Source organism: Nocardiopsis sp. NRRL B-16309 (assembly GCF_001279585.1).
Lineage (GTDB): Bacteria > Actinomycetota > Actinomycetes > Streptosporangiales > Streptosporangiaceae > Nocardiopsis.
Genome location: NZ_LGEC01000092.1, coordinates 192057 through 215504, shown reverse-complemented (window position 1 = coordinate 215504; position 23448 = coordinate 192057). Strand labels below are relative to the sequence as shown.

The following is a 23448-nucleotide window of genomic DNA, read 5'->3' as shown; positions in this document are numbered from 1 at the left end:
GTCACTCCTCATCCGGCGTCGCGCCGGGGTCGTCTACTGATTCGGGGACGCCGGTGATCGACAACATGCATTTGCACTTCGCGGACTCGCGCGCGGGCAGGATCGAGTCGCCCGGCCACCGGCCACCGTTGGAGAACTTGCCGTCGATCGGCACGGTCTGACCGTTCATGCGCGCGTGCGTTGACCTGGGGTTACGGGACGTGGTCCGCCAGGTTTTGCGGGCGGAGTCACCGAACACCTTCCGGGCTTCCACGACCGACGTGTAACCGGCCACGTGGTGGGCCTGACGGGACGCCAGCTCGGCGGCGCGGGAGGCAGCCCACGTCGCGAACAGGGCCTTCAACGCCTCCGGTGGGTCGTCGGCGTCCAACGCTTCCTCGACCTGGACCCGGGAGGTGTCCGTGGCCGCGCGCGCCTGGCCGGCCGCGTTGTCCATCAGCCACTCGGCGGTGTCGGCCGGGTCGTAGTCGGCGGGGTCTTCGCCCATCTCCTCCAGGGCGGCGCGCGCCGAGGATGCGGCGGTGGACAGGTTGACCTGGGTCAGGACCATGGCTAGTTCGCCTTCCCACCGGTCCCAGTTCACCGAGGCCGCGGACTCCTTGGTGAGGGCACCGCGGGCCTTCGCCGCGCCGAGGAGAGAGGAGAGGGCGCGGCCCTGCCGGTCGAAGAACCGGGCGAGTTCCTTACCGGCCTGGTCCACGGCCCGCTCCGGTGGTGCGGCCTTGAGGTGCACCGTTCGGGTCTTCGTGAGGGCCTTGGCCGGGTACGGGGGCGGAGCCGAAGCGCGGGGGGAAGCCTGTCCGCCCTGGGTGACGTTGAGCGGGGTGATCAGCTCGTCGCCGCCCTCGATCGCGGGCAGGTTGTCCAGGGCGCGCTGTTCGTTGCGGGTCATCCACGGGCCGCCCACAGCGGTCGACCCGGCGGCGGCGCGCTCCTCGAAGCTGCCCTGGATCTTCTCCCGGATGTCGAACTCGAGGTACACCAGGTCGGGGTCCGCGAGTTCGGGCACGAGCTGGATCTCGAAGGACTCGTCAATGTCGACCAGCCACGGGCCCAACGTGTCCTGGTACAGCTGTTTGTGCTGCTCGCGGATGTTGGAGAACGTGGCGTGGTCGAGGATGCCGACCAGCGGCGGCGGGATGTGGTAGGCCGCCGCGACCTCTTCCCTGGTCAACTTCCGGGCCTCGATGTACTGCGCCGACTTGGGGTCCAACCCGGCCGGGACGTACTTCATGCCGTCCTCGAGGATCGGCACCCCGCCGGCGTCGGCCCCGTCGCCGCCGTACAGGTCGCGGAACTCCCGCTTGAACCGCTCGCGGGCGGTGTCTGACCAGCCGTCGCGGGGGTTCTTCGGGGCGGGGCGTTCGATGACACCCGAGATGCGGGCGCCGTTGCGCCACATCTGCTGCCGGTGCTTGTTGGCTTCGTACTCCTCTTGGAGGATGCCCTTCAACGCGGCCATGGGTGAGGTGCCGTGCCACAGGGACTCGACGGCGTACCCGTGCAGGTGGATCATGTCCTCAGCGGGCACCCACACGGACCCGGCCACCCAGTACCCGCCGGGTTCGATCCATGACCCCTGGTCGGCGGTGACCCATGGGCGGGGTACCGGCAGCAGACCGATGACCTTCCCGTTGGTGTCGCGGATCTTGGCGATGAAAGCGTCGTCGTAGATGGCTCGGTCCGCGACGATCCGGAAGAGGAGCTGGTAGCGGGTGAGCTTCCGGCCGGGCAGCGGGGTGCGTAGCAGGCGCGGGAGTGGGTGATCGGTGAGACGCCCCCGGTCGGTGTCGGACCGGCGCTCGTAGGCATGCAACGTCAGGGACGCGATATTGCGGGCCAGGAACGTGATGACGGTCTGCACCTGCGGTTGGGCGTCGAAGATGTGCCCGTACTCCACCCAGGTGTTGCCGAGCTGCATCGCCGGGGGGAGCGTGTACCCGCCGTGGTCGCGGATGTGTTCGAGCTGGCCGCCGGACACGATGAGGCTCACGGGCGGATCACCTGCCAGAACTGGATCTCGCGGCGTTCGATGATGACCGCGCCGTCGCAGCCGACCGGGTTACGGCCGGGTTCGAGGCGTTCGGCGTTGCGGAGTTCCACGAGGTGCCCGGCCTTGCGGTAGAGGACCCCTCGGAAGCCGGTGCCGTCGTGCAGGTTGATGACGACCTCACGGCGGAGGAGCAGGCGAAGCCATGCGAACACGCGGGCCACCTCCTTTCTCGGTTGAAGGGGGTGCGCCCACGGCAGCGATGCGCCAGAATCGGGACATGGGTGAGTGGATCGTTCAGAACTGGCTTGCGTGCGTTAGTGCAGCGGCGGCAACCGTGGCCATCCCGGTATCCGTTTTTGCAGCACGCCACTGGGGCACCAGGAGAAACAAACTAGCCTTCCAATATTCTTTGACCCCCCTTATTTCCGTAGAGGAAATCCGAACACCAAGCGGAGGAAACATCGAAGTAAGAGTAAACGGGAGGACCATCCACGAACCCCACATTGTCACTTTACAGCTATCCAACGTTGGCCCACGCGATATCACCAGCTCCCACTTCGACAGTGGAAAGCCCCTCAGGTTTGTTTTTGACAAAGTGGACTACGCACGTGATGTTGTAATGGACGGACAGAGAGACAACACGGAGGAAATTAAAGCCAGCATGACTATCGCTGGCGAGGCAGGCACCGGAAAGATCAAACCGGGAACCGCCGAAATGACCGTTGGACCGATACTTCTTCAAGTTGGAGCATCATTGACGTTCAATATTCTTACCTCAGGCCGACCAAAGATATCTATTGTGAACTCATTGGTGGACACAGACCTTGAAGAATCAGTTCTCGTCACTCTCCCGAGCAGCCGAGTCAAGGTAGAAGGAAAGAGATTTGGACGAACATGGAACATCATGCGATGGTGAGGCCGCGGTTTTCGTAGGCGGACACCACGCCGGTGTCGGTGTCGGCGTTGAGAACCATCGCGTTCGCGGCCATCGCTGCCGTGGGGACACCGTCGATGCGGTACCCGGCACGGCCCCGGTCGGGTTTATTCGGGCGGATCAGGTCGACGTTATAGGAGGCGTGGCGGACCTCGACGGCGTCGAAGCACCACGCCGCGACCGGGTTGCCGTGGGTGGCGAACCGTGCCGTTTTCACGAGCGCCATGACCTCGTTCAACCCTGGGGTCATGCGGTCGTAGGTGTTCTTGTACGCGGTGATCTCGCCCTCCTCCGGGTCGAGCCCGGTGAGGTCGCCGACCTTGTTGAGCACCGGCCACATGCTGAACTCGTCGGCATGCACCGCACGGATGGCGAAGTCGTTGCCGTCTTCCCCGATGTCGTCGTAGATGCGTTCGTAGTCGAGCAGGCCGCCGTCGTGCACGGACAGCCACCCGCCAGCCGCCCACTGGGAAGGCAGGTTGTCATTGGCCTTGTCCAACCGCACCAACGATTCCTCAGTGGCCCAGAACCGCCACATGACGTCCACCGGCCCGCCGGCCTCTTCGGGCTCGAACAGCAGACACCAGGCGGTCAGGTCGAACTTCGCGCTGAGGTCGAGGCCGCCATAGGCAGTGCGGCCGAGCAGCACAGCCCGCCCGTCCTCGGGGCTGGACCAAAGCTCCCCCGCCGACGCCACATACAGGGGCATGGGCATCCACCGCGTGGCGGCCCGCACCCACATGTTGAGGCGGAACTGCTTGAACGCCTGCTCGGCGGTCGGGTCGTTGCGGGCTTCCAGCGCTTCCTCGCGCATGGACTTCAAGCTGAGGAAGTCGCCCAGGGCAGGGTTGGCGTGGAACCAGTGCTTCTCGTCCCACGGGTCCGCGTCGGCCGGGGCGTTGCGGATGAACGTGAAGATGTGCGGGGCACGGGCCGGGTCGTCCTGGACGCGCACCATCTCGTTGTGCATGTTCGCCGCGAACGAGTTGGGGTTGTCGCCTGCGGTGGTGGCCGCGGCCATGAGCGGCTGCTTGCGCGCGCCCGAGCCCATGCCGGTGCGGAGCGCGTCCCACATGGACCGGTTGCGCCACGCCAGGATCTCGTCGGCTGCCACACCGTGAGGGTTGGAGCCGAGGGCACCCTGAGCGTCAGCGGCGATCACCTGGTAGTAGCTGTTGGTCTTCTTGTAGACGAGCCGCTTGTTGGCGTCCTTGACCTGCACACGCCGCGACAGCTTCGGGCTGAGCCTGACCATCTGCGCGGCGACGTCGAACACCAGAGCCGCCTGATCGCGGTCACGGGCCGCACCGTACAGCTCCGCGGACTCCTCCCCGTCAGCAACGAGCAGGTACAGCATGATCCCCGCCAGGATCTCCGACTTGCCGTTCTTCCGGCCCAGCTCGATCCACGCGATCCGGTACCGGCGCACGTACTCATCGATCTCGTCGGACCACACCACCTCGCCGAACAGCGACCGAACGATGTCGTCGCGCTGCCACGGGGTGAGGACGAACGGCTTGCGCGCGTACCGGCCCTTCGTGTGCACGAGGATGTTCGCGAAGAACCCTTCGGCGTGGTCGGCGCGCGGCACACAGAAGTGGTCGCCGACCTCCTCGCACGAGTGGCCGCGGTGAGTCCACCCGCACACCCCGGGTTCGGTGCGCTCCTGGTCCTGCTCGACGCCGGGGTCAGAAGTAGTCGTCACCGCTCTCGGACCCCCGCTCGACCTTCAGGCCGGCGCGGTCGCTGGGACTGAGACCGAACCGGGCGCCGATCTTGACCATGAGGTCGGCGTAGTCGCGTGCCATCTGGGCTGCCGGGTTCTTGACCAGGTTGCCCTTCGCGCCGTACACGAGTAGGCCGTGCCGCTGGACTTCTTCCGAGGCCCGGCGGTGGTTGATGACCGCGTCGCAGAACACGGCGAACTCGTCCACGTCCCAGGGGGTGAGGACGCCGGTCTTCTCCAGGTCGGGGGCGAGTTGCCGCCAGACGTCGAGGGCGGTTTCGGTGCCGGGCTCGGGGTCGACGTCGAGGGCGACGAGCCAGGCGGGGGCTTCGACGGGTTGGGCGGAGGGCGCCGGCTCGTCTTCGTTGAGGCCGCGCGTGTCGCCTTCGAGGGCCTTCTGGGCTGAGGGTTTGGGGCGGGGGCCACGGTCTCCCATGTGTTCACCTCCGCTCCGTCCAGGGCCGTCTCAGGGCAAGCCGATAGCGCAGGGGCGGGAACGCGCTGACCTGCGGCGATGGGAACAGTTCGGAAAACTCTGCGGCGTCAACGGCGAGTCACCCGCGCGCCCGCGCATAACCGCAGGTCAGGGGATTGCGACGCCCCTACCCCCTGGTGGGGGCCATAGGGGTGTGCGGGCTCTGACCTGTGCGTATGCGGGAGGCGGTCGGGGTGGTGGAAGGGGTTCACCCGGTGGTGATGTGCTGGTCGACGTGGCCGGGCCGGTAGAGGCGGTGCCAATCCCGGATGTGGTCGGCCCATGCGGCGGGTCGGTGTGCCTGTGCCCTGCGGGTGAGCGTGTCCTGGTCGGCGTTGATCATCACTATTCGCGCTCCGCGTTGCTTCCACTCGCCTCGCGTCGCTGGGTTGGGTGCGGAGTGGATGATCCAGGCGGCGCGCAGGTTGTGGTCACCGTGCAGGAGTCGGTGGAGGATGGCGTCCCGTGCGTCGAGGGCGAACGGGGTCAGGGCTGGGGGTTGGTCGTGGTCGTCCCGGGTGGGGTGGGCGTTGATCGCGTGGTAGAGGGCGTCGAGGTCCACGACCAGGTCGCCGGGTTGGGCGTGCTCTGCCACCCAGGTGTTCTTGCCTGCGCATGGTGGGCCGCACACCAGCGTGATGCGGTGCGCCTTGCTGTTGCGGCGGGTGCACTGGTCGCATCGGGTGGTGCGGGAGGTGGTGTGTCGGGGGCAGCCGGGTGTGGGGCAGGGGTAGCGCACGGTGCCTCCCTCCGGTGAATGCTCCCCCGGTGGGGGTTGGGGTGGTGTTCCCCAGGGGTGGGGCCGGGGGGGCAAGTGCCCCTGGGGGCGGTGGGGGTGCCCCTACCAGGGGGCGTCCCTGTACCAACCCCCCGGCTGGAACCGGGCGGTCTCCGACGAGTGGCAGGTGTGGCAGAGACCGCGGCCGTATGAGGGGTCGTTGGGGTCCAACCCCATCGCGATCAGCGTCTTACGGTCCAGCGGCCAGTGGTCGGCTTCCTCCGCCTCAGCCTTCTTACAGATGCGGCACTGGCGGTCACGCTTGAGCACCCCGGGCCGGAACCGTGTCCGGTGGGCGTGCCCGTACCCCTGCACGGTGGAGTGGCCGCGGCGCTGTCTCAGATCGCGGTTCGCTCGGGTGCGGCAGTTCGGGCAGGTGGGTTTGCCGGGGCGGGCCTTCCCCGAGCACCCGGGGGTCTTGCATGGTTGAGAGGGGCGGGCAGGCACATTCACCTCCACACAACCGCTGGTGCGCCTACAGCGTCTTACCAAGTAGGGGCACGCTTAGGGGGCTGTCATGGCACGAATGACCATCGGCAAAGCCGTGATATCCGACGACGAGAAGTGGTACTACACCGGGTTCCGGTGGAAGCCTCTCCTGGAGACGCCGGCAAGCCCAAAGCCGAAACTGGAAGAGTCAATTGCTGCGGGCGAGCTACAGGACCCGTTGGAGTCCGGGGCTGCTGGCAAGAAGCTGGTGGGCCTTATCGCTGAGCACGGGTCGGTGACGGCTGCTGAGGAAGCGGTGGGGTTCGATCCTGCTGGGCTGGTTCCGCCACGGGAGACTCTGCGGGTTTCGGTGTACAAGGACCGGCGTGCGTTCGAGAAGGACGCAAAGAGGATGATCGCGCAGGGGTGGCGTATCCAGCAGCAGGAGAAGGATGCGGATCGCACGTCGGCGACCCCGGTGGTCAACGGTGCTCTTCTCGGAACCCTCTTCTGGGGCCCCATCGGTACTGTGGTCGGTGGTGCGTATGGCGCTTCTGTCTCAAAGAAGCGCGGACAGGTGCAGGTGATTTGGGAGCGGGACTAACGCTCTCGAATGCGCACTGCGGAGTGGGCCGGTTGGTCACGACGCGAGGTAGTCCAGGACGAACCCGATGAAGAACAACGGGGCCGCGATGACCCGCAGCCACCACTCGAACCGAGGCCGGGCGAGTAGGCGGCCAACCCCCACAACGGCCGGCCCTGCGAAGCGTTCGATCCCCAGCGCAAGAGCGACCGCCACGATGAAGAAGAGGACCCGAGCAACAACAAGGTCACCCGGCCACGGCCATGCTCGCGCTACCACATCGTTGAGTCCGCTCACCTCAAAGACGGCGAAGGAGCCACCACTAGCAAGTCCAACTGCGTAGAGCCTGACCTCCGCTGTCTTGCCTTGGAGACTCACCCCCCACGCAGTGATGCGCTCGGACCCGATGATGTCCAAGACGATGGTGCACCCGGCCAGGAACGCCAGGAGTCTTCCGGCGCGGCCGAGCCACCACACAGGCGCCCCGTACAGGGTGTGGCGGTGAGCTGCTGGCCGGACCACCACAGGGCCCAGGCGTCGGTGAGGGTGAGGTCCACCTGGAGGAAGGTAGCGGGACCGATGTGGTTGGTGGAGCAGGTTGGCCAGTAGCGGCCACCCGGTCACCTTGTTCTGTCTGTTGTGTCCGCGTCGTGGTGCATACTTCTGACATGCCACTTGAACGAGTTGAATCGAGCTTCGAGAGAATCGAGCTAGATCCACTTTCACTGCATCGCGAAGACCTTGTAAGGGCGAGCGAAATCCTGTCCCAGCATGGCCCTGTCGAAGTGAAGGTCAACGACAAGTTCAAGTTCACTGATGCAAGCGGCTGGGAAGAGGTAGCCCGAACCGTTCGAGAGCCAATCACATCGGTGGACATCAACGCGAGCAATGAACGCCCCTTTCCAAGTATCGGGCTCTCACTTTCTACGAAATATATCAGCTACATACGCATCCACGGCGCTAACAACGAACTCCGAGGGTTAGCCGCAACCCTAAAAAGCGAGCTGGGCGAGCATAGAAGGCGCAACATCCCTTTCTGGATGCGGATGGTCATCTCTCAGCTCTTTAACCTCGTGGTAGCAGCCACGGTCGCCACATGGATGATTATCGCAGGCACAGACGGCCGCGTGGCACTACTGAGCACCTTGCTCGCAGCCCTCGCGTCCTTGGGGCTCACCTCCTGGATTCCCTTGGTCTACCAGGAAACAAAAACCAAGATAGTAAATGCCACCTATGCCGAGGACCCGCCGTTCCGTGAGCGCCTGTTTGAGGACCACGGAGTAGCCCTGTTCTGGACGATCTTCGGCTGCATACTAGGAGGTCTTATCGGCTACTTCGTGAACCAACTTCCGCCCCTGCCGTAGCTTCCCGGCAGGGACCGCATGCGAGGAGCCCGGGGGCGTTGATCGGTCTACCCGAAACACCCAGCTGAAGAGAGCTTGTACACCACGAAGCCGACGCCGAACATCAGCGGGGCCGCGACCAGAGCCCGGAGGAGCCCGAGCACAAGGTACATCCAGTCGCCGCTGAGGAGAGAGATCGCAGTGAAGGCCCCGAGGTAGCAAGTTGCCATGGTGAGGCCGAATTGGGCGTCTTCGCGGCGGCTCACGCACCCCCCACTCGTAGGTGACCGACCCGTCGCCGTTGTCCGTCACCTGACGGGCACGTCCGGGTAGTCGTCCTCATCGGTCGTGTACGCCTGCGGGCCCTTCAACGCCATGGACCATGCGAGGGTAAGCGCCAGATGCTTCCAATCCGGCTCCCCCGTCAGCTCCGACGCGGCACCACGCAACCCGTCCGCGATCGGACCGGCCAGAGGGCCGAGCGTACCCAGCCCTTCCGGGTCGAGCTTCACGGGCAGGTCGATGGTGGCGGTGCCGAGCTTGTGGCGGCGGCCCCGGCCAACCTTGACGTACACGGTCATGGGGGCGGTGAGCTTGCCCATCAGGAGTCGCCTCCCGTCAAGCGGAGGGTCGCCACGTCACCAACGATGGTCATCGTGTGGGCGGGGAGCGCCCGGCCCACCTGCACCAGGTACCCGATGGGGCGTGCCGGACCTCGAGGAGACGCAGGGCAAGGGTCTTCCACGCCAGGGCCCGTCCGGACAGCACTTCTCCGCGGGTGGGGTTGTCCGTGGGCGGGTTCGCGGGCGGCGGGTCGTCGTCGGGCAGGGTCACAGGGAACGGGAACGCGATGATTGCCGGGGTTGTCACAGCCTTCCGGACCGTGGTCACCAGGTCGAGGCGTCCAGCCAGTTCTTCCTCGGTTAGGTGGTCGAGGACCAGGATGTCTTCCCGGCCGCTCTTTGTGTCCACGTTGAGGGTTCGGAGTCGGGCCATCAGGGGTTGGTCTCCTCAGGGTGATGAGGTGCAGGGGGATGTCGAACATGTCGGCGATCCGTTGAGGGGTGAACGCCGGCGCCTGCTGGACGCTCGGCGCGTCGGGGGGCTCGGTTGCCGGGTCGCCCCACAGCTTCGCCAGCTCGTCGCGCATGCACTCCGGGGCCAGCTCCACCTCCACTTCGCACCGGCCGGTGGCCGAGTCGAAGGTGTGAGCGGCGAGGGTGCCGTACAGGGGTGGCCGCCCGGGGCGTTCGTAGCGGACCCGGTACTTCTGTCGGGGTTCGGGCTCCGGAAAGACCAAGGCCACCGGGTCGCCCTTGAACTCGGCGGTGAGCGTGCCAAAGTCGGCGAGCGGGGTCGTGTCCGCGGGCTCGGCCACCTCCGAGACAGCGCCGTTGGTGGTGCCGAGCCATGACCACCCAGGCTCCTCGGGGTCGGCGCCCAGCGGGGCGATGAACACCTCGGCCATCAGCCGTCTCTCTCGGTGAGGACGAACGGGCCGATGCTCGGGGTGTTCGGGAGGATCACGGTGACCTTCGGGCCGACCTCGGCCGGGGCCTGGTCGGGGCCCACGCCGGGGCGCCTCCCTCTCCCACACCGTCTGGTTGCGGGGCGGCGTCGTAGGCGGTGATACGGAGCCCGTTCTCGGGGGTGCACTCGACGCTGGTGGGATCGACGTGCCAATACCTGGTGATGCCGTCCGCCTGTTGGACTCTGATCATGGGAAACCGAGGGCCGAGCGGCACCTGTTCAGCGGGGAGTCCGGGGGTGCGCCACGCGGCGGGCACCGTGGGGTGGTCGGTCACGGGGTGTCCTTCCGGGGGTGGAGGCCGTGAACGCCTGGGTGAACCAACACAAGGATCCCTAGTCCCAACCGTCTCCTGAGAGGATGAACGGATATCTAGACAGTCTCCGCTTAATTAGAACATTGGGTAGGGTTGGGTCATGTTCCGCAGCCATAGCGCAACACAGAACCATGTTGTCGCCAAGCACATGCGAAGTTACTTCCAGACACTCCCGCAAGGCGCGAAAGACAACCCCGCCGTGGCCGCGCGCCACTATGCACTCCATCTGTTCAACAAGCGACAGAGAGCACTTGTGGACCAAAAACGTTTCACGCGGTCGAAGTTCCATGTGGGCCTTGGCACTTCTGACGCTTCCCTGGCGACCTTAACCATGCGGAGCACACTCGTAACTGACACACTCCTACTCTCACATCAAACAAGAAATCCTCAGCCCGTAGGAATAATCAAGTCAAGAAGCAAATTTCTACCGCACTCAGTAAACACAGATGTTATGGGCTACGGCGGAAGAATAGATGAAAGAACCCAGCTTCTTATTCAATGCCCAGACATGGACCTGCTCGGAGGCTGGATATTAGAAAGCGAGCCCCTACTCAAAGCAGGCATCGCCTGGTACCTCCCTACATATCTGACTCGTGAAGAAGATATTTATGACGACTACGAACACTTCGGCGTCGAAAATAGAACATCTTCCTCCGTGAGCCCCCTGCAACGCATCCCATCCCTTGTCGATCTACTCGTCAAAAATGGCAGAGCAGTCGGCGAGTCGGACACAGAGCCCCTCAAGTCACACTTAGTTCGGGAAATACTCCGCATTGAACTACCTTTCCTTCAGACGACCCGGCTGCGGGACTTCAGCAAGATCACAGTCGAGGAATTCGAGTCCTACACAGGTTTCCGCGGGTTCCTGCGACAGAGCCTGATCGACGTGGACAGCGCAATCAACGCCGTCCAATCCGAACGCGAGATCGCAAAGATCGGCGAGCAAATTGCGGACGGTGTACGGTCAATCGAGGCACAAATCGTGACGGCACGACGCAAGCAAGCTCTCGCCGTCACCGGAGCCACGCTCGGAACAGTGGGGGCTTCCCTGGCGGCGGTCTACGGACCGGCGTTGGAGGAGGTGCTGAAGCTTGTCGGTGTCGCTGCCGGAGCGGGTGGAATCTGGGGCATCATCCAGGCCGCTGCTGAGAACCATCCCAAGTCACTGCGCCATGACAAGTGGTACTACGTCTGGGTCTTGGAGCGGAATTCGCGCAAGTCCCGGTAGCCCGAGCGGGCCACGACGAACCACTGTCAGGCCGAGATGTCACCCGTCGTTGGCCTCGTCTAGGCCGCAGGTCTTGGTGCGGATGCGGGGGCTGCACAGGTCCGGCCGTCCTCCTCGGGCGATCCCGGAGTTCGCGCGGAACAGGACATCGTCCAGGGCGTTGAAGGCGAGGTTTTTGTCCGCTCCGTCCGGGACGTGGGTGTTGATGAGGTGCGCGAACCCGAGGGCGCCGCCGCGCACGGTCTCGTGGGCGGTGATGGCGTCGGGGGTGTTGGAGGGGTGGTACTTGTACCGGTGGTCGATGTCGGCGGGGCGCATGGGGGTCTCTCCCTCAGGGATTGGGGCTACTCCCACTCGCGGCCGACGTTGCCATTCCGCGCCAGTGGGGGTTGTGCCGCTTCAGATTGTCGATGTGGTCGATGAGGACCTGCGAAGGGCGGAACAGCTCCGTGCCGGGCTTTCGGAGTGCCCTGAACTGGCGGTGCCGTTTCGCTTCGAGCTGGTGGTCGCCTTCCTCCACCGCGAGCAGCCGGGGGCGGTGCCCGTTCTGCTTCAGCTGGTGGAGGCGGTTGCAGAGGTTCTGGGAAGTGCCGATCTTGATGTGGTCGGCGCCGCGCCAGGTGATGTAGTAGACGACGTGTGCGGCGGTGGGCTCTTGGGGTGCGGGTTCAGGGGCGGGAAGGCCCTCGAACGCGGCTCGTAGCGTCTGCTTGTGGGAGTTGCAGAGCATGACGTCCGCGATGATGACGGTTGCTCGTTCCCAGCAGCGCACTCCGGCACATCGGGCGTAGCCGCTGATGACTGGGCTCTCGACGGTCACAGGGTTGCCTTGGGGCTTACAGGGCTGAACGCGCGGGACTCATGGGTATGACTCCAGGGGATTCGTTGCTGTGGGTGACCAGATTCGGGGCGCTGGGGGGTTGGGGCTCCGGATTTGCGGGGTTAGACCCGACATCGGAGGCCCGAACGGGGAGTCCGGCTACGTTCGGTTACACCTTGGCGTTGGCGCGGTGGATGGTGTCCTCCAACACGGCGCACTCCTCAGGCGGCAACAGCCCGGCCGAGCGTCTGGGCGGGGCTCACTCCTCGCCGTCCTCCGGGGCGCCCACGAACACCGACAGGGCGACCTGCCGGACGAACGTCGCCGCGACCATCGCGTGAGCCTGCGGGTCGGTGAACCCGACCCGCCGGGCCTGCTCGACCATCCCGCCGAGCGTGTTCAGGGTGTGCGCCCAGTCCTCCTGGGCCTCGAACATCACCGCGGCGGTCGGGTCCTCGGGGAACCCATCGGGTGGGGTGTCCGGGTTGGCCACTATGGGCCTCCTGTCTGCGTCAGGGGCGGGGGGTGGATCATGGGGGCCTGGTGTCCCCCGATTCGCCGGAAGGGCCGAAGCATGCGCGAAGATCTCGAACGGGCCTCCAAGGTGGGCGGGTTCGTCGGGCCGTTGAAGAAGGCCCTAGTGCTGTGGCCCGAAAAGTTCACCCGGGTGAGTGATCGGTGCCAGGGTTGACCGCAACACCAGCAGTCAACCCTGGGAGCCGCGGTGTCCGCACCCCTCAAAGCCCGCAGACTCACCGACCCCGAGGGCCAGAAACTGCAACGCATCGTCCGCCGGGGCAGTACCAACACGGTCCGCTACCGGCGGGCGATGATCATCCTGGCCTCCTCCAGCGGCAACACCGTCCCGGTCATCGCCCGCCTGGTCGCCGCTGACGAAAAGACCGTGCGCGAGGTCATCCACGCTTTCAACACCCAAGGACTGGGCTGCCTGGACCCTAAGTGGGCGGGAAGCCGCCCCCGCCTGCTCACCCCCGATGAGGAAGAACTCGTCACCCAGACGGCCACGACCCGACCGGCCAAGCTGGGCCGGCCCTTCACCCGCTGGTCGCTGCGCAAGCTTGCCGCCTACCTGGCCCACCGGCCCGGGCCGGGCCTGCGCATCGGCCGCGAGACCCTGCGGACTCTGCTCCACCGCCACGGCATCACCTTCCAGCGCACCACGACCTGGAAGGACTCGCCTGACCCCGAGGCCGATGCCAAGCTCGACCACATCGAGCACGTCATGGAACACTTCGCCGACCGGGTCTTCGCCTTCGACGAGTTCGGCCCCCTGGGCATCCGCCCCACCGCGGGCTCGGGCTGGTCCCGGGCCCGCCGCCCGCACCGGATACCGGCCACCTACCGGCGCACACACGGCATCACCTACTTCCACGGCTGCTACTCGGTGGGCTCCGACACCCTGTGGGGCATCAACCACCAGCGCAAGGGCGGAGCGAACACGCTCACCGCGCTCAAGTCGATCCGCACCGCCCGCCCGGACGGCGCCCCCGTCTACGTGATCATGGACAACCTGTCCGCGCACAAAGGCCCCAAGATCCGAGCTTGGGCCCGCCGCAACAAGGTCGAGTTGTGCTTCACCCCGACCTACGCCTCCTGGGCCAACCCGATGGAGGCGCACTTCGGGCCGCTGCGCCAGTTCACCATCGCCAACTCCCACCATCCCAACCACACGGTCCAGTCGCGGGTCCTGCACGCCTATCTGCGGTGGCGCAACGCCAACGCCCGCGCCCCGGACGTGCTCGCGGCCCAACGCCGAGAACGCGCCCGGGTGCGCAGCGAGAAGGGTGTTCGTTGGGGAGGCCGACCGCTACCCATCGCGGTGTGAGGGCACCCAGGTGAACGTTGCCGGCCACAGCACTGGATGAGTAATTCCAAGGGGTGCGTGGTCTGCGCCCGATCCCACTTGACCGGTGTCAGTTGGGTGACCGTGGCACGATGTGCTGCCGCACCCCAGGACGGTTCAGTTTGGAAGCTCCACAGAGAGTCCTTCCGCCGGATAGCTGAGCGGAGCGTCACTGCGGCAACTCGGCCCCGACCAGGAAACTAGCTGCGTGTCGGCGAGCACAGTGTAGCCCCCTAGGAGGCAGGGGGCTACGTCGTTGTCGGCCTGGTACGTGCTGAGCGTGCTGGTTTCGGTATCGAAGATCCCGATCGCTCCAGCCCGGACCGACACGAGGTCGCCCTGGTCCCAGATGAGGAGCACCGTATCGGCGGGATTGCCCAGGCCTTCGGAGGCTTGGAGATATTGGGATTCGTCCTCGTATTCCAGGGTCCAGGCTTCGTCTCCTTCCCTGAGTGAGTGGAGATAGGTGCGATCACTCTCGCTGCGGGCCGAGACCAACCAGAGTTCGTTCTGTTCAGAGGCGACGAGAGCGGCCCGATCCCATGGCCCTTCCTGGATCCCTTGCGACGGTAGGCGCTGATACTCCCCCGACACTGGGTCGGCTGCCCCAAAGCTCAGACTTCGCCCTTCGTCGATACCGACAAAGGCGACCTGTCCTGACGCCATCAGTGCGCCGTCTACCACCGGAAATCCGGTCTCTGTCCAGGACCAGTCGTCGGCGTCGGCGTCGTATTGGTGAACCGCATCCTCTGACAGCACCACGGCACCCCCATCGAACGCGAAGTGGTCGACGGTATCGGTGATGTCGGGGGCAGCGGCAGCGGCCCGCCAGGTGTCGGAGTCGGGAGAGTAGAGCATGCCGTCAGACTCAGCGCCCGCCGCGTTCCGTCCCTGAGTAACGAGCATTTCCTCGCCGGTCCAAACAGCGGTGTGCCCGTAGCGGCTGGTAAATCCAGAGGGCGTGGCGATGGTCCGCCACGTGTCCGCGTGAGGATCGTAGGCAGCACCGTCGGCGAGTTCGTCGCCCGCGCGGCCACCCCAGACGATGACTTCGTCTCCGGTCCAGACGACGGAATGGCCCTCTCGCCCCTGGATCGGAGCTTCCTGGATGATCTCCCATGATGCTTGCTGCGGAGACGGTTCGTCAGAGCAGGCGGTGATCAGGAGGAGCGAAGACAGGAGCGCCGAATACTGTGTTCTCGTTTTCATGTCCGCCGGTTTCGGAACGAACCAAGAGAGGGCTCCCGAATCCGGAAGCCCTCCATGGTTGGATTCTATGGAACTACGTGTCTACCACGGAACCCAACCGAGATCCGTCCACAGTGTGAAGTCCTCGCCTGTCGTTCCCTGCGGGCCGCGGTAGTTCACCTCGGCCCAAGCGTAGTCGGACAGAGTCGGGACCACCGAGGTGTTATCGGCTTCGAAGAGCATGCCGTAGTCCAAGGTCTTCTGCCTCCTCACCTCACCTTCGAAGATCTGACCCATTTTTCCCTGGCTCGGAATGGCGTCGACCCACGTATCCTGGCAGTTAGATGTTGGGAAAGTGAGACCTGTTCCGCCAGCACCGATGGTCACCGATGCGCCAGCGGTGCACGAGCTCTCGGGGGCGACCGGTGCCCAGTCCACCATCCGCTGCACGTGTCCCTCGGTGCCCTCCCAAGGTTGAGTACGAGCGGAGAAATCGACCAGTCGAGGCTTGTACAGCACCTCGCTGCCGATGGCATTCGTCCACGTGGCTCTCCTGTAGTAGCCCCACAGGTCGGTGCCCGCTTCAGCGTACTTCTCGTAGCACGTAGTCAGGTGGTGTTCTTGATTCGTCGAGGGTTCGTCCTCGTCTGCGGGGTAGTCCGGTTCGTAAAAGAAATCGAGACAGAACATGTGGTCCAGGTACATGTTATCCGGAACCGCGATGGGGTTGTCGCTGCTGCGGGTAACCCCACTTGGGGCGTTCTCGGGATCTTCCTCGATCAGGACACCGACACCGCGCTGGCCGCCGTACTCTCCGAAGTCCGCATGAGCGATATCCACAGAAGCTGGGATGATTCCATCGTCCCAGACGACCTCAATCTCCCCTTCAGGTCTCGTGGGGTCGTCGATAACCGCATAATTCAGCTCATCCGCTTCAACGCCGCGAGCGGCGCGGTCATCATTGTCCAGGGCGAGGGACACGGCTTCGATGTTCTCGGACGGGGAGCTATTGATGTCCAGTTCGGAGATGGGGATTCTCTCAGCTGTGATCTCTGGCTCTTCTGGTGATCTCTCCTGGGCCATCGCAGGCGCCGAGGAGGCCAGGATCGCCGTGGCTGAGATCAATGAGACGGCAGACACTATCCGACTTTGCCAAATAGGGGGGATATTGCTCACGAAGGTCGCTCTCTGCAGGGGAATATTCTTTCGAACCCTGAGCACCATAACATTTGGTGTTGGCATGTCAATGGCATGTTCGATTTCCTGTATTTAGGACATGCTGGGCCTGGCCAGCAAAGTCGTGCGTAATTGCAGGTAAGAGTCGAGTGTCATCTATTTGCATGAGGCTGGATTCTGCAGCTCAGGGGCATGTCGGTTTCGGGTAGCCCGAATATCGACTTTTTGGATATTTTGCCTGACGAGGCGAACAGAAGGTCTTCCAGGTTCAGGGAGCTTGAACAAGGATGAGATGTCCTGTGAACGATGGGTTTCCTCATCTCTCCGAGCGCGACGCCTGGTTCGTGCCCTTCGGCTGCCCGCCCGGCGGAAACGTGTGAGACCACGTCTCCCCCGACACACTGCTCCACCCCCGCCAGGTCCAGCCCGAGCACCGGCTCCCCACTCATCTGGAAAGCGCGTTCATCAACGACCTGTGAGAGAGGCCGGGCGCTTCCCCACCCGGCCCCCACATCCCTTCGTCTGGTGTTGAGCGGCACAGCCCTCCACCGCCGTGGTGCCTGCGTCAGCGTGTTCGGCGCGTCCTGTTCTTCGTACCTTCTGTGAACTGGCCTGTTGCCAGTGTTGCCGGTAACAGGATCGGCAACACCCGTGCGGGAACGGGCGGTAAAATGCCGGTAATGAGCGGTAACTATTCCTCGTTCACCAAACGCACACGACCCGTTCGAGATCTAGAACACACTTACGAAACCGATGCTCTCACCTGCACGAACATCACCGCACGGGCAGGCCGGTGATCTGGCGGCCGATGATGAGCTTCTGGATCTCGCTCGCGCCCTCGAAGATCGTGAAGATCGTCGCGTCGCGGTGCCAGCGCTCCACCGGGTACTCGCGCGTGTAGCCGTTGCCGCCCAGGATGCGCACGGCGTTCTGGGTGACGAACGTGGCGGTCTCGCTGGCGTAGAGCTTGCTCATGGAGCCCTGCGCCCGGTCGAAGTCCTTGTTGTTGCGGGCCATCCACGCGGCGCGCCAGACCAGCAGGCGGGCGGCGTCGATGCGGGTGGCCATCTCGGCGAGCAGGAACGCCACGCCCTGGTTGTCGCCGATGGGTCTGCCGAACTGCTCGCGCTGGGTCGAGTACTCCAGCGCGTACTCGTAGGCGGCGCGGGCGCAGCCGACCGCCATGGCGCCGACGCTCGGGCGGGAGGCCTCGAAGGTCTTCATCGCGGCCTGGCCGTTGGAGCGCTTGCCCTCGCGGACACGGGCGAGGCGCTCGTCCAGCTTCTCCTTGCCGCCGAGCAGGCACGAACCCGGCACCCGGACGTCCTTGAGCACGACCTCGGCCGTGTGCGAGGCGCGGATGCCGTGCTTGGCGAACTTCTGCCCCTGGCTCAGCCCCGGGGTGTGCGGCGGCACGATGAACGTCGCCTGGCCCCGTGAGCCGAACTCGGGCTCGACGGAGGCCACGACCACGTGCACGTCGGCGATACCGCCGTTGGTGGCCCACGTCTTGGTCCCGTTGATCACCCACTCGTCCTTGGCCTGGTCGTACACGGCGCGGGTGCGGATCGCCGAGACGTCGCTGCCCGCGTCGGGTTCCGAGGAACAGAAGGCCGCGAGCTTGACGTCGTCGGCGGTGCCGAACATCTGCGGCGTCCACTCCAGCAGCTGTTCCTGGGTGCCGTTGGCCGCCACCGACACGGCCGCCAGACCGGTGCCGGTCAGCGAGAGGGCGATGCCCGGGTCGCCCCAGTACAGCTCCTCGAAGGCGACGGGGATGCCGAGCCCGCTGGGCTCCAGCCACTGGTTGGCGAAGAAGTCGAGGGAGTACAGGCCGATCTTGGCGGCCTCCTGGATGATCGGCCAGGGGGTCTGCTCCCGCTCGTCCCATTCGGCGGCGGCGGGGCGGATGACGTCGGCGGCGAACCCGTGGGCCCAGTCCCGGACGTCGCGAACATCCTCGCTGAGTTCCAGGCTGAAGGCGGGCGCGGTGGCCTCACTCATGCGCTACATCCTTTGTCGGCCCCTCCGGGGGGAAGGGCGGCCAATGCGTGTTACCAACGGTAACACGGACGGCTCCTCCGGAGTCGACCACCGGATGAACGAGGGGCGCACACCGCCCACGCGCCCCGGACCGCGCTCGGACCGGTCAGAACCCGGAACCGTCATCGCCCGAAGGCGTCGACGGCGCGGGGTCCGCGCTGGGCGATCCGGACCGATCGGGCGCGGGCTCCGCGCTCTGGGACGGCCCCGTGCCCGGAGAGGTCTCCTCAGGCGGCGCGGGGTCCTCGGGCGCGGGGTCCTCGGGCGGAGCGGGCTCGTCCGGTGGCTCCGAGCCGGGCGGCGAGGGCTGCCCGGACGACGGCGGCGCCGAGGGTTCCGAGGGCTGGGATGGCTCCGAGGGCTCCGGCTCCGGGGTCGGCGGGGCGCCCTGCGACCCCTCACCGGAGCCGGGATCCGTCCCGGTGCCGTCCCCGGTCGGCGGGGTCTCGGGGTCCGAGGGTGGCGCGTCCGTCCCCGGCGCGGCTCCCCCGGCCTCCGCGGACGGCGGGTCGCCGTTCCCGGTCGGCTCGGCGGACACGTCCGGAACGGGGGAACCGGACACCGTCCCCGTCACCGCGCTCAGCCGGGGAACGCCCGGAACGGCGTCGTCCGGATCGGTCGTGGGCGCGGGCACCAGTGGGTCGGGGTCGGCCAGGGGCACGGTCCCGGCCGCCGGGGAAGCGGATTCGTCGGAACCCGGCGCCGCCTCCGAGCCCGCGTAGAGCAGACCGAACGCCACCGCCGCGGCCGCACCGAGCGCTCCCACGACGGCGACCGTGTGGTCGGACGGCGCGCGCCGCGAACCCCCCGACCGGGCGGCCCGGCTGGCACTCGCGATACGCGACGAACCCCTCGACCTGGCAACCCGGTGATCACTCACCACCCGCCGCGAACGCTCCGGTCCAACACCCCTGTGGGCGCTCGCCACCCACCGCGGCCGTCGCGACCGGGCGACCCGGCGGCAACTCGCCACCCACCGCGAACCGTCCGGCCGGACGGCCGCGGGCAGCGCCGCCGCCGACCGGACCCGCAGGGCGGTCCGGCGGCCCCGCCCGCGCACCGCCGCCGCGAAGGCCGCTGCACCGTCCCGGGCGCGCCTCCCGCGTGCGGCGTACCGTTCCCGGGTCCTCCGCCGGGCGGCGTCCGCCGCGCGCGTGGCGTGGGTCCGCTCGACACTGCGGCGCACGTCGTCGAGCTTGCGGTTCACGGCGGCCGCCGGCCGCTGCGCGTGGCGCATCAGCCACACGATGACCGCGACCGTGGCCGCGACGGCGACCACGGCCGTGGCGGCGGTCACCGTGATGACGTACATCGGATCGAAGCCCATCAGCCTCACCCCACACGGGTGATGGTCCCGGACCGGGCCCTGGCCCCGAAAGCCCGTTGATCAGAGATTTACGAGGTCAGGACCGGGATATCGCCTACCGCGCGCAACCCGGGGCGCACACAGCGACGGGCCGGAGCCCTCGGCTCCGGCCCGTCCCTCTCCTCCCGCGTCCCGCCGCCGCCCTGGCGCCGGTCCAGCGCCGCTCAGGGCTCGCGGCTGTGGTTCTCCAGGAAGGTGTACACATCGTGCTCGTCCACGCCGGGGAACGTGCCCGAGGGCAGGGCCGACAGCACGTGGGAGTGGGCTCGCGCGGACGGCCACACGTTGCCCTCCCAGCGGGCGGCCAGATCGGCGGGCGGCCGCACGCAGCACTCGCCGTTGGGGCAGTTGGACTTGGTCCGGTTGGTCGTCTCCCGGCCGCGGAACCAGCGGGACTCCTTGTAGGGCACGCCCAGGGTGATGGCGAAGTTGCGCTCGCGGCTGGGGTCCACGTGCGCCACGCACCAGTGCGTGCCGTTGGGCTTGTCCGTGTACTGGTAGTAGATCGAGTAGCGGTCCGGGGAGGCGAACACCTGGCGGCCCGACCACTGGCGGCACATGCGCTGGCCCTCGATGGCGCCGGTGTCGTCGGTCGGGAAGACCAGCCCGTCGTTCTCGTAGGCCTTGTAGATGATGCCGGTCTCGTCGTTGCGGATGAAGTGGCAGACCAGGTCCAGGTGGCGGTGGGCCAGGTTCGTGAACCGGTGGGCGGCCATCTCGTAGGAGACGGAGTAGACGTCGCGCAGGTCCTCCACGGACAGGTCGCGGGCCTGCTTGGCCTCCTGGAGGTAGGTGACGGCGGTGGACTCGGGGATGAGGACGGCCGCCGCGAAGTAGTTGGCCTCCACCCGCTGGCGCAGGAAGTCGCCGAAGTCGCGGGGCTGGCCGTGCCCGAGGATGACGTGGCCCAGGGTCTGCAGCAGGATCGTGCGGGGGCTGTGCATGCCCAGGGTCGTCTCGCGCTTGAGGTAGATGCGCCGGTTGATGTGGTCGGTCAGCGAGCGCACGGAGCGGGGCAGGTCCTGCACGTACTTCAGCGCGAAACCGTGGTGGGTGGCGATCGCGAGGATCTGCCCCTGCGACAGCGCCCCCGCGGTGTAGTTGACGGCGGCGAGGGTCTCGGCCGCGGCCTTCTCGATGTTCTCGAAGTAGTTGCCGCGCTCGCGCATCTGGCGGCGCAGGTCGGCGTTGGCCCGCCGGGCCTCCTCCGGGGTGGCCGTCGGCTTGGCGTGGCGCCGCTTGAGTTCGTCGTACAGGCCCACGATGTGTTCGAGCACGTCGTTGGGGACCCGCTTGCCGACCTTCAGGTGCGGCAGGTTCAGCGCCTGGTAGAGGGGGTCGCGCTGGGCCTCCTCGACGGTGATCTCCAGCTGGGCGCGCCGGCTCGGGGGCTGCTTCGAGAGAAGTTCCTCGACCGAGACGCCGAGGGCGGAGGCAAGGGACGTGAGCAGGGAGAGCTTCGGTTCACGTTTGCCGTTCTCCAGCAGGGACAGCTGCGAGGGTGCCCGCCCCACGCGTTCCCCCAGGTCAGAGAGGGTCAGACCGCGCGCACGGCGCAGATGACGGAGCCGCTGCCCGAAGGTAACGAGATCTAGGTCACCCGTCAAAGACGGTATTTCTTCAGCACCAAAGTACGCCATGCGTTCATAGTACGGAAAGAATCCAAGATCTTCACACGATTTCGGGTGGAAAAGTCTTGGATCTTGCCCAAGAATCATAGTTACCGGCGGGGAACATACCGCCCAGGGCTCACCCCCTGGCTCTGGTTCGGCCTCCCTCGACCGGTGAGAACACCTTGGGGACTACACGTAAGGCGGGAACGAACATGGGCACCAGCGCTCGACGTCAGGAAGCCAGCGCCGAACTCCAGCGGGACTGGGAGACCAACTCCCGGTGGGCCGGGATCGAGCGCACCTACTCCGCCGACGACGTGGTCAAGCTCCGCGGTTCGGTCACCGAGGAGCACACCCTGGCCCGCCGCGGCGCCGAGCGTCTCTGGGACCTGCTGCACACTGAGGACTACGTCAACAGCCTCGGCGCCCTCACCGGCAACCAGGCCGTCCAGCAGGTCCGCGCCGGTCTCAAGGCGATCTACCTCTCCGGATGGCAGGTCGCGGCCGACGCCAACCTGTCCGGCAGCACCTACCCGGACCAGAGCCTCTACCCGGCCAACTCCGTCCCGGCCGTGGTCCGCCGCATCAACAACGCCCTGATGCGCGCCGACCAGATCACCTGGGCCGAGGGCGACGACAGCGCTCCCGAGTGGCTCGCCCCGATCGTCGCCGACGCCGAGGCCGGCTTCGGCGGTGTCCTCAACGCCTACGAGCTGATGAAGGGCATGATCGCCTCCGGCGCGGCCGGCGTGCACTGGGAGGACCAGCTGGCCTCCGAGAAGAAGTGCGGCCACCTGGGCGGCAAGGTCCTCATCCCGACGGGCCAGCACGTCAAGACGCTCAACGCGGCCCGCCTGGCGGCCGACGTGGCCGGCGTCCCGTCCCTGGTCATCGCGCGGACCGACGCCCAGGCCGCGACCCTGATCACCAGCGACATCGACGAGCGCGACCAGCCCTACATCACCGGCGAGCGCACCGCGGAGGGCTTCTACCGCTTCCGCAACGGCGTGGACGCCTGCGTCGCCCGCGGTCTGGCCTACGCCCCGCACTCCGACCTGCTCTGGATGGAGACCGCGACGCCCGACCTGGAGGTCGCCCGCGACTTCGCCGAGCGCATCAAGGCCCAGTACCCGGACCAGATGCTGGCCTACAACTGCTCGCCGTCCTTCAACTGGAAGCGGCACCTGGACGACGCGACCATCGCGAAGTTCCAGCGCGAGCTGGGCCACATGGGCTACAAGTTCCAGTTCATCACGCTGGCCGGCTTCCACTCGCTCAACTACTCGATGTTCAACCTCGCCAAGGGCTACGCCCACAACGGGATGACCTCGTACGTCGAGCTGCAGGAGGCCGAGTTCGCGGCGGAGGAGCGCGGTTACACCGCCACCCGCCACCAGCGCGAGGTCGGCACCGGCTACTTCGACGCCATCAGCACGACCATCTCCCCTGAGGCCAGCACCACGGCACTCACCGGCTCCACCGAGGAAGACCAGTTCTCAGCGGCTCACTGACACTGGTCTTCGTTCCCCGACGGTCGTCCCACCCCGCTTTCGTGGCTGGGGCGGGGCGGGACGACCGTCACCCCCTAGCCGTCGGCCATGCGCGGTCCGTGTCACACGCGCATGGCCGGCGGCTTGTCCCATGTCCGGGGAGCCACGCGTCGGCGGGCCGGGGCCAGGACCCGCGCCCGCGCCCGCGGATCCGTGGCTCCGCGGCGCGTCCCCGGCCGCGCCGGAGGAACCCTTCCTAGGGTGGCGGGTACGTAGTTCGACCGTACGAACCCGCGTCCGACCGGATGGAGCCCCGATGCAGCTCGACGACCTCACCAGGGAGTCCCTCGTCACCGCCCGCCGCCTCCTCGTCGGCGGCGCGATCGCCGCCCTCGCCGTCTTCGGCACCGCGGCCTGTGAGGACACCGGCGACGACGACCCCGCCGTGGAGCAGGAGGACGAGGGCGAGGGCGAGGAGGACGCCGAGGGCGAGGAAGAGGACGACGAGGACGACGCGCCGGGCGGCTACTAGCGCGCGGCGGACGCTCGCGGCGG

23 protein-coding genes are annotated in these 23448 nt (G+C 66.5%); 7 read left to right on the top strand and 16 right to left on the bottom strand.

Going from position 1 to position 23448, the window contains the following annotated elements:
* Window position 1: 1 nt before the first annotated feature.
* A complete protein-coding gene (locus ADL05_RS21670) occupies window positions 2-1993 on the bottom strand; it encodes a phage portal protein (RefSeq protein WP_053618821.1) in 1992 nt (663 codons plus the stop codon).
* Window positions 1990-2205 (bottom strand): hypothetical protein, encoded by a 216-nt coding sequence (locus ADL05_RS21665; protein WP_053618820.1) that lies wholly within the window; start codon window positions 2203-2205, stop codon window positions 1990-1992. Before ADL05_RS21665 ends, ADL05_RS21670 begins: the two co-directional genes overlap by 4 nt.
* 65 nt (window positions 2206-2270) lie before the next feature.
* Here ADL05_RS21665 and ADL05_RS30675 point away from each other — a divergent pair, with 65 nt between their 5' ends.
* Entirely contained in the window at window positions 2271-2909 is a 639-nt protein-coding gene (locus ADL05_RS30675) for a hypothetical protein (RefSeq protein WP_156365955.1), read from the top strand.
* Here ADL05_RS30675 and ADL05_RS21660 read toward each other — a convergent pair.
* The 3 genes from ADL05_RS21660 to ADL05_RS21650 form a co-directional block, all read right to left on the bottom strand.
* Window positions 2896-4632 (bottom strand): terminase large subunit, encoded by a 1737-nt coding sequence (locus ADL05_RS21660; RefSeq protein WP_082376690.1) that lies wholly within the window; start codon window positions 4630-4632, stop codon window positions 2896-2898. The genes ADL05_RS30675 and ADL05_RS21660 overlap by 14 nt on opposite strands.
* Complete coding sequence (locus ADL05_RS21655) at window positions 4616-5089, bottom strand: phage terminase small subunit P27 family (protein ID WP_053618818.1); 474 nt, start codon at window positions 5087-5089, stop codon at window positions 4616-4618. Before ADL05_RS21655 ends, ADL05_RS21660 begins: the two co-directional genes overlap by 17 nt.
* Window positions 5090-5336: 247 nt before the next feature.
* A complete protein-coding gene (locus tag ADL05_RS21650) occupies window positions 5337-5759 on the bottom strand; it encodes an AAA family ATPase (protein ID WP_369800987.1) in 423 nt (140 codons plus the stop codon).
* Between the two features lie 673 nt (window positions 5760-6432).
* Between ADL05_RS21650 and ADL05_RS21640 the strand changes: the two genes are divergently transcribed.
* Window positions 6433-6939: a hypothetical protein gene (locus tag ADL05_RS21640; protein ID WP_156365954.1), complete on the top strand. Its 507-nt coding sequence runs from the start codon at window positions 6433-6435 to the stop codon at window positions 6937-6939.
* A gap of 36 nt (window positions 6940-6975) precedes the next feature.
* On the opposite strand, the gene ADL05_RS21635 is transcribed toward ADL05_RS21640, so the two are convergent.
* Window positions 6976-7335, bottom strand: coding sequence for a hypothetical protein (locus tag ADL05_RS21635; RefSeq protein ID WP_197285882.1), 360 nt, complete (start codon window positions 7333-7335; stop codon window positions 6976-6978).
* Window positions 7336-7586: 251 nt separating this feature from the next.
* Here ADL05_RS21635 and ADL05_RS30670 point away from each other — a divergent pair, with 251 nt between their 5' ends.
* The gene (locus tag ADL05_RS30670; RefSeq protein WP_156365952.1) at window positions 7587-8282 is read left to right on the top strand and encodes a hypothetical protein; all 696 of its coding nucleotides are present in this window, start codon (window positions 7587-7589) and stop codon (window positions 8280-8282) included.
* A gap of 287 nt (window positions 8283-8569) precedes the next feature.
* Here the strand turns inward: ADL05_RS30670 and ADL05_RS21620 are convergent, their stop codons facing one another.
* Together ADL05_RS21620 and ADL05_RS21615 are read right to left on the bottom strand one after the other, a co-directional pair.
* On the bottom strand, window positions 8570-8863 hold the full coding sequence (locus tag ADL05_RS21620) for a hypothetical protein (RefSeq protein WP_053618812.1): 294 nt from the start codon (window positions 8861-8863) through the stop codon (window positions 8570-8572).
* Between the two features lie 49 nt (window positions 8864-8912).
* Entirely contained in the window at window positions 8913-9257 is a 345-nt protein-coding gene (locus ADL05_RS21615) for a hypothetical protein (protein ID WP_053618811.1), read from the bottom strand.
* 1356 nt (window positions 9258-10613) lie between these two features.
* Here ADL05_RS21615 and ADL05_RS21610 point away from each other — a divergent pair.
* Window positions 10614-11333: a hypothetical protein gene (locus ADL05_RS21610; RefSeq protein WP_156365951.1), complete on the top strand. Its 720-nt coding sequence runs from the start codon at window positions 10614-10616 to the stop codon at window positions 11331-11333.
* A gap of 39 nt (window positions 11334-11372) precedes the next feature.
* Here the strand turns inward: ADL05_RS21610 and ADL05_RS21605 are convergent, their stop codons facing one another.
* From ADL05_RS21605 to ADL05_RS21595, 3 genes are all read right to left on the bottom strand, one after another.
* Complete coding sequence (locus ADL05_RS21605) at window positions 11373-11651, bottom strand: hypothetical protein (RefSeq protein ID WP_053618809.1); 279 nt, start codon at window positions 11649-11651, stop codon at window positions 11373-11375.
* A gap of 13 nt (window positions 11652-11664) precedes the next feature.
* Window positions 11665-12153 carry a GIY-YIG nuclease family protein gene (locus ADL05_RS21600; RefSeq protein WP_156365950.1) on the bottom strand — a complete coding sequence of 163 codons (489 nt, stop codon included), beginning with the start codon at window positions 12151-12153 and terminating at the stop codon, window positions 11665-11667.
* 259 nt (window positions 12154-12412) lie between these two features.
* Window positions 12413-12646 (bottom strand): hypothetical protein, encoded by a 234-nt coding sequence (locus tag ADL05_RS21595; RefSeq protein ID WP_053618807.1) that lies wholly within the window; start codon window positions 12644-12646, stop codon window positions 12413-12415.
* A 231-nt stretch (window positions 12647-12877) separates the two neighbouring features.
* On the opposite strand from ADL05_RS21595, the gene ADL05_RS21590 reads away from it, so the two are divergent.
* The gene (locus tag ADL05_RS21590; protein WP_053618806.1) at window positions 12878-13999 is read left to right on the top strand and encodes an IS630 family transposase; all 1122 of its coding nucleotides are present in this window, start codon (window positions 12878-12880) and stop codon (window positions 13997-13999) included.
* A 135-nt stretch (window positions 14000-14134) separates the two neighbouring features.
* Here the strand turns inward: ADL05_RS21590 and ADL05_RS21585 are convergent, their stop codons facing one another.
* From ADL05_RS21585 to ADL05_RS21565, 5 genes are all read right to left on the bottom strand, one after another.
* Complete coding sequence (locus ADL05_RS21585) at window positions 14135-15226, bottom strand: hypothetical protein (RefSeq protein WP_053618805.1); 1092 nt, start codon at window positions 15224-15226, stop codon at window positions 14135-14137.
* An 81-nt stretch (window positions 15227-15307) separates the two neighbouring features.
* Entirely contained in the window at window positions 15308-16345 is a 1038-nt protein-coding gene (locus ADL05_RS21580) for a hypothetical protein (RefSeq protein WP_156365949.1), read from the bottom strand.
* Between the two features lie 810 nt (window positions 16346-17155).
* Entirely contained in the window at window positions 17156-18385 is a 1230-nt protein-coding gene (locus ADL05_RS21575; RefSeq protein ID WP_053618803.1) for an acyl-CoA dehydrogenase family protein, read from the bottom strand.
* A 145-nt stretch (window positions 18386-18530) separates the two neighbouring features.
* Window positions 18531-19751, bottom strand: a complete 1221-nt coding sequence (locus tag ADL05_RS21570) for a hypothetical protein (protein ID WP_053618802.1) — start codon at window positions 19749-19751, stop codon at window positions 18531-18533.
* A 203-nt stretch (window positions 19752-19954) separates the two neighbouring features.
* Window positions 19955-21397: a helix-turn-helix domain-containing protein gene (locus ADL05_RS21565; RefSeq protein WP_082376688.1), complete on the bottom strand. Its 1443-nt coding sequence runs from the start codon at window positions 21395-21397 to the stop codon at window positions 19955-19957.
* Between the two features lie 218 nt (window positions 21398-21615).
* On the opposite strand from ADL05_RS21565, the gene aceA reads away from it, so the two are divergent.
* Window positions 21616-22914, top strand: a complete 1299-nt coding sequence (aceA, locus tag ADL05_RS21560; RefSeq protein WP_053618801.1) for an isocitrate lyase — start codon at window positions 21616-21618, stop codon at window positions 22912-22914.
* A gap of 295 nt (window positions 22915-23209) precedes the next feature.
* Window positions 23210-23425 (top strand): hypothetical protein, encoded by a 216-nt coding sequence (locus ADL05_RS21555; protein ID WP_053618800.1) that lies wholly within the window; start codon window positions 23210-23212, stop codon window positions 23423-23425.
* Window positions 23426-23448: the final 23 nt, after the last annotated feature.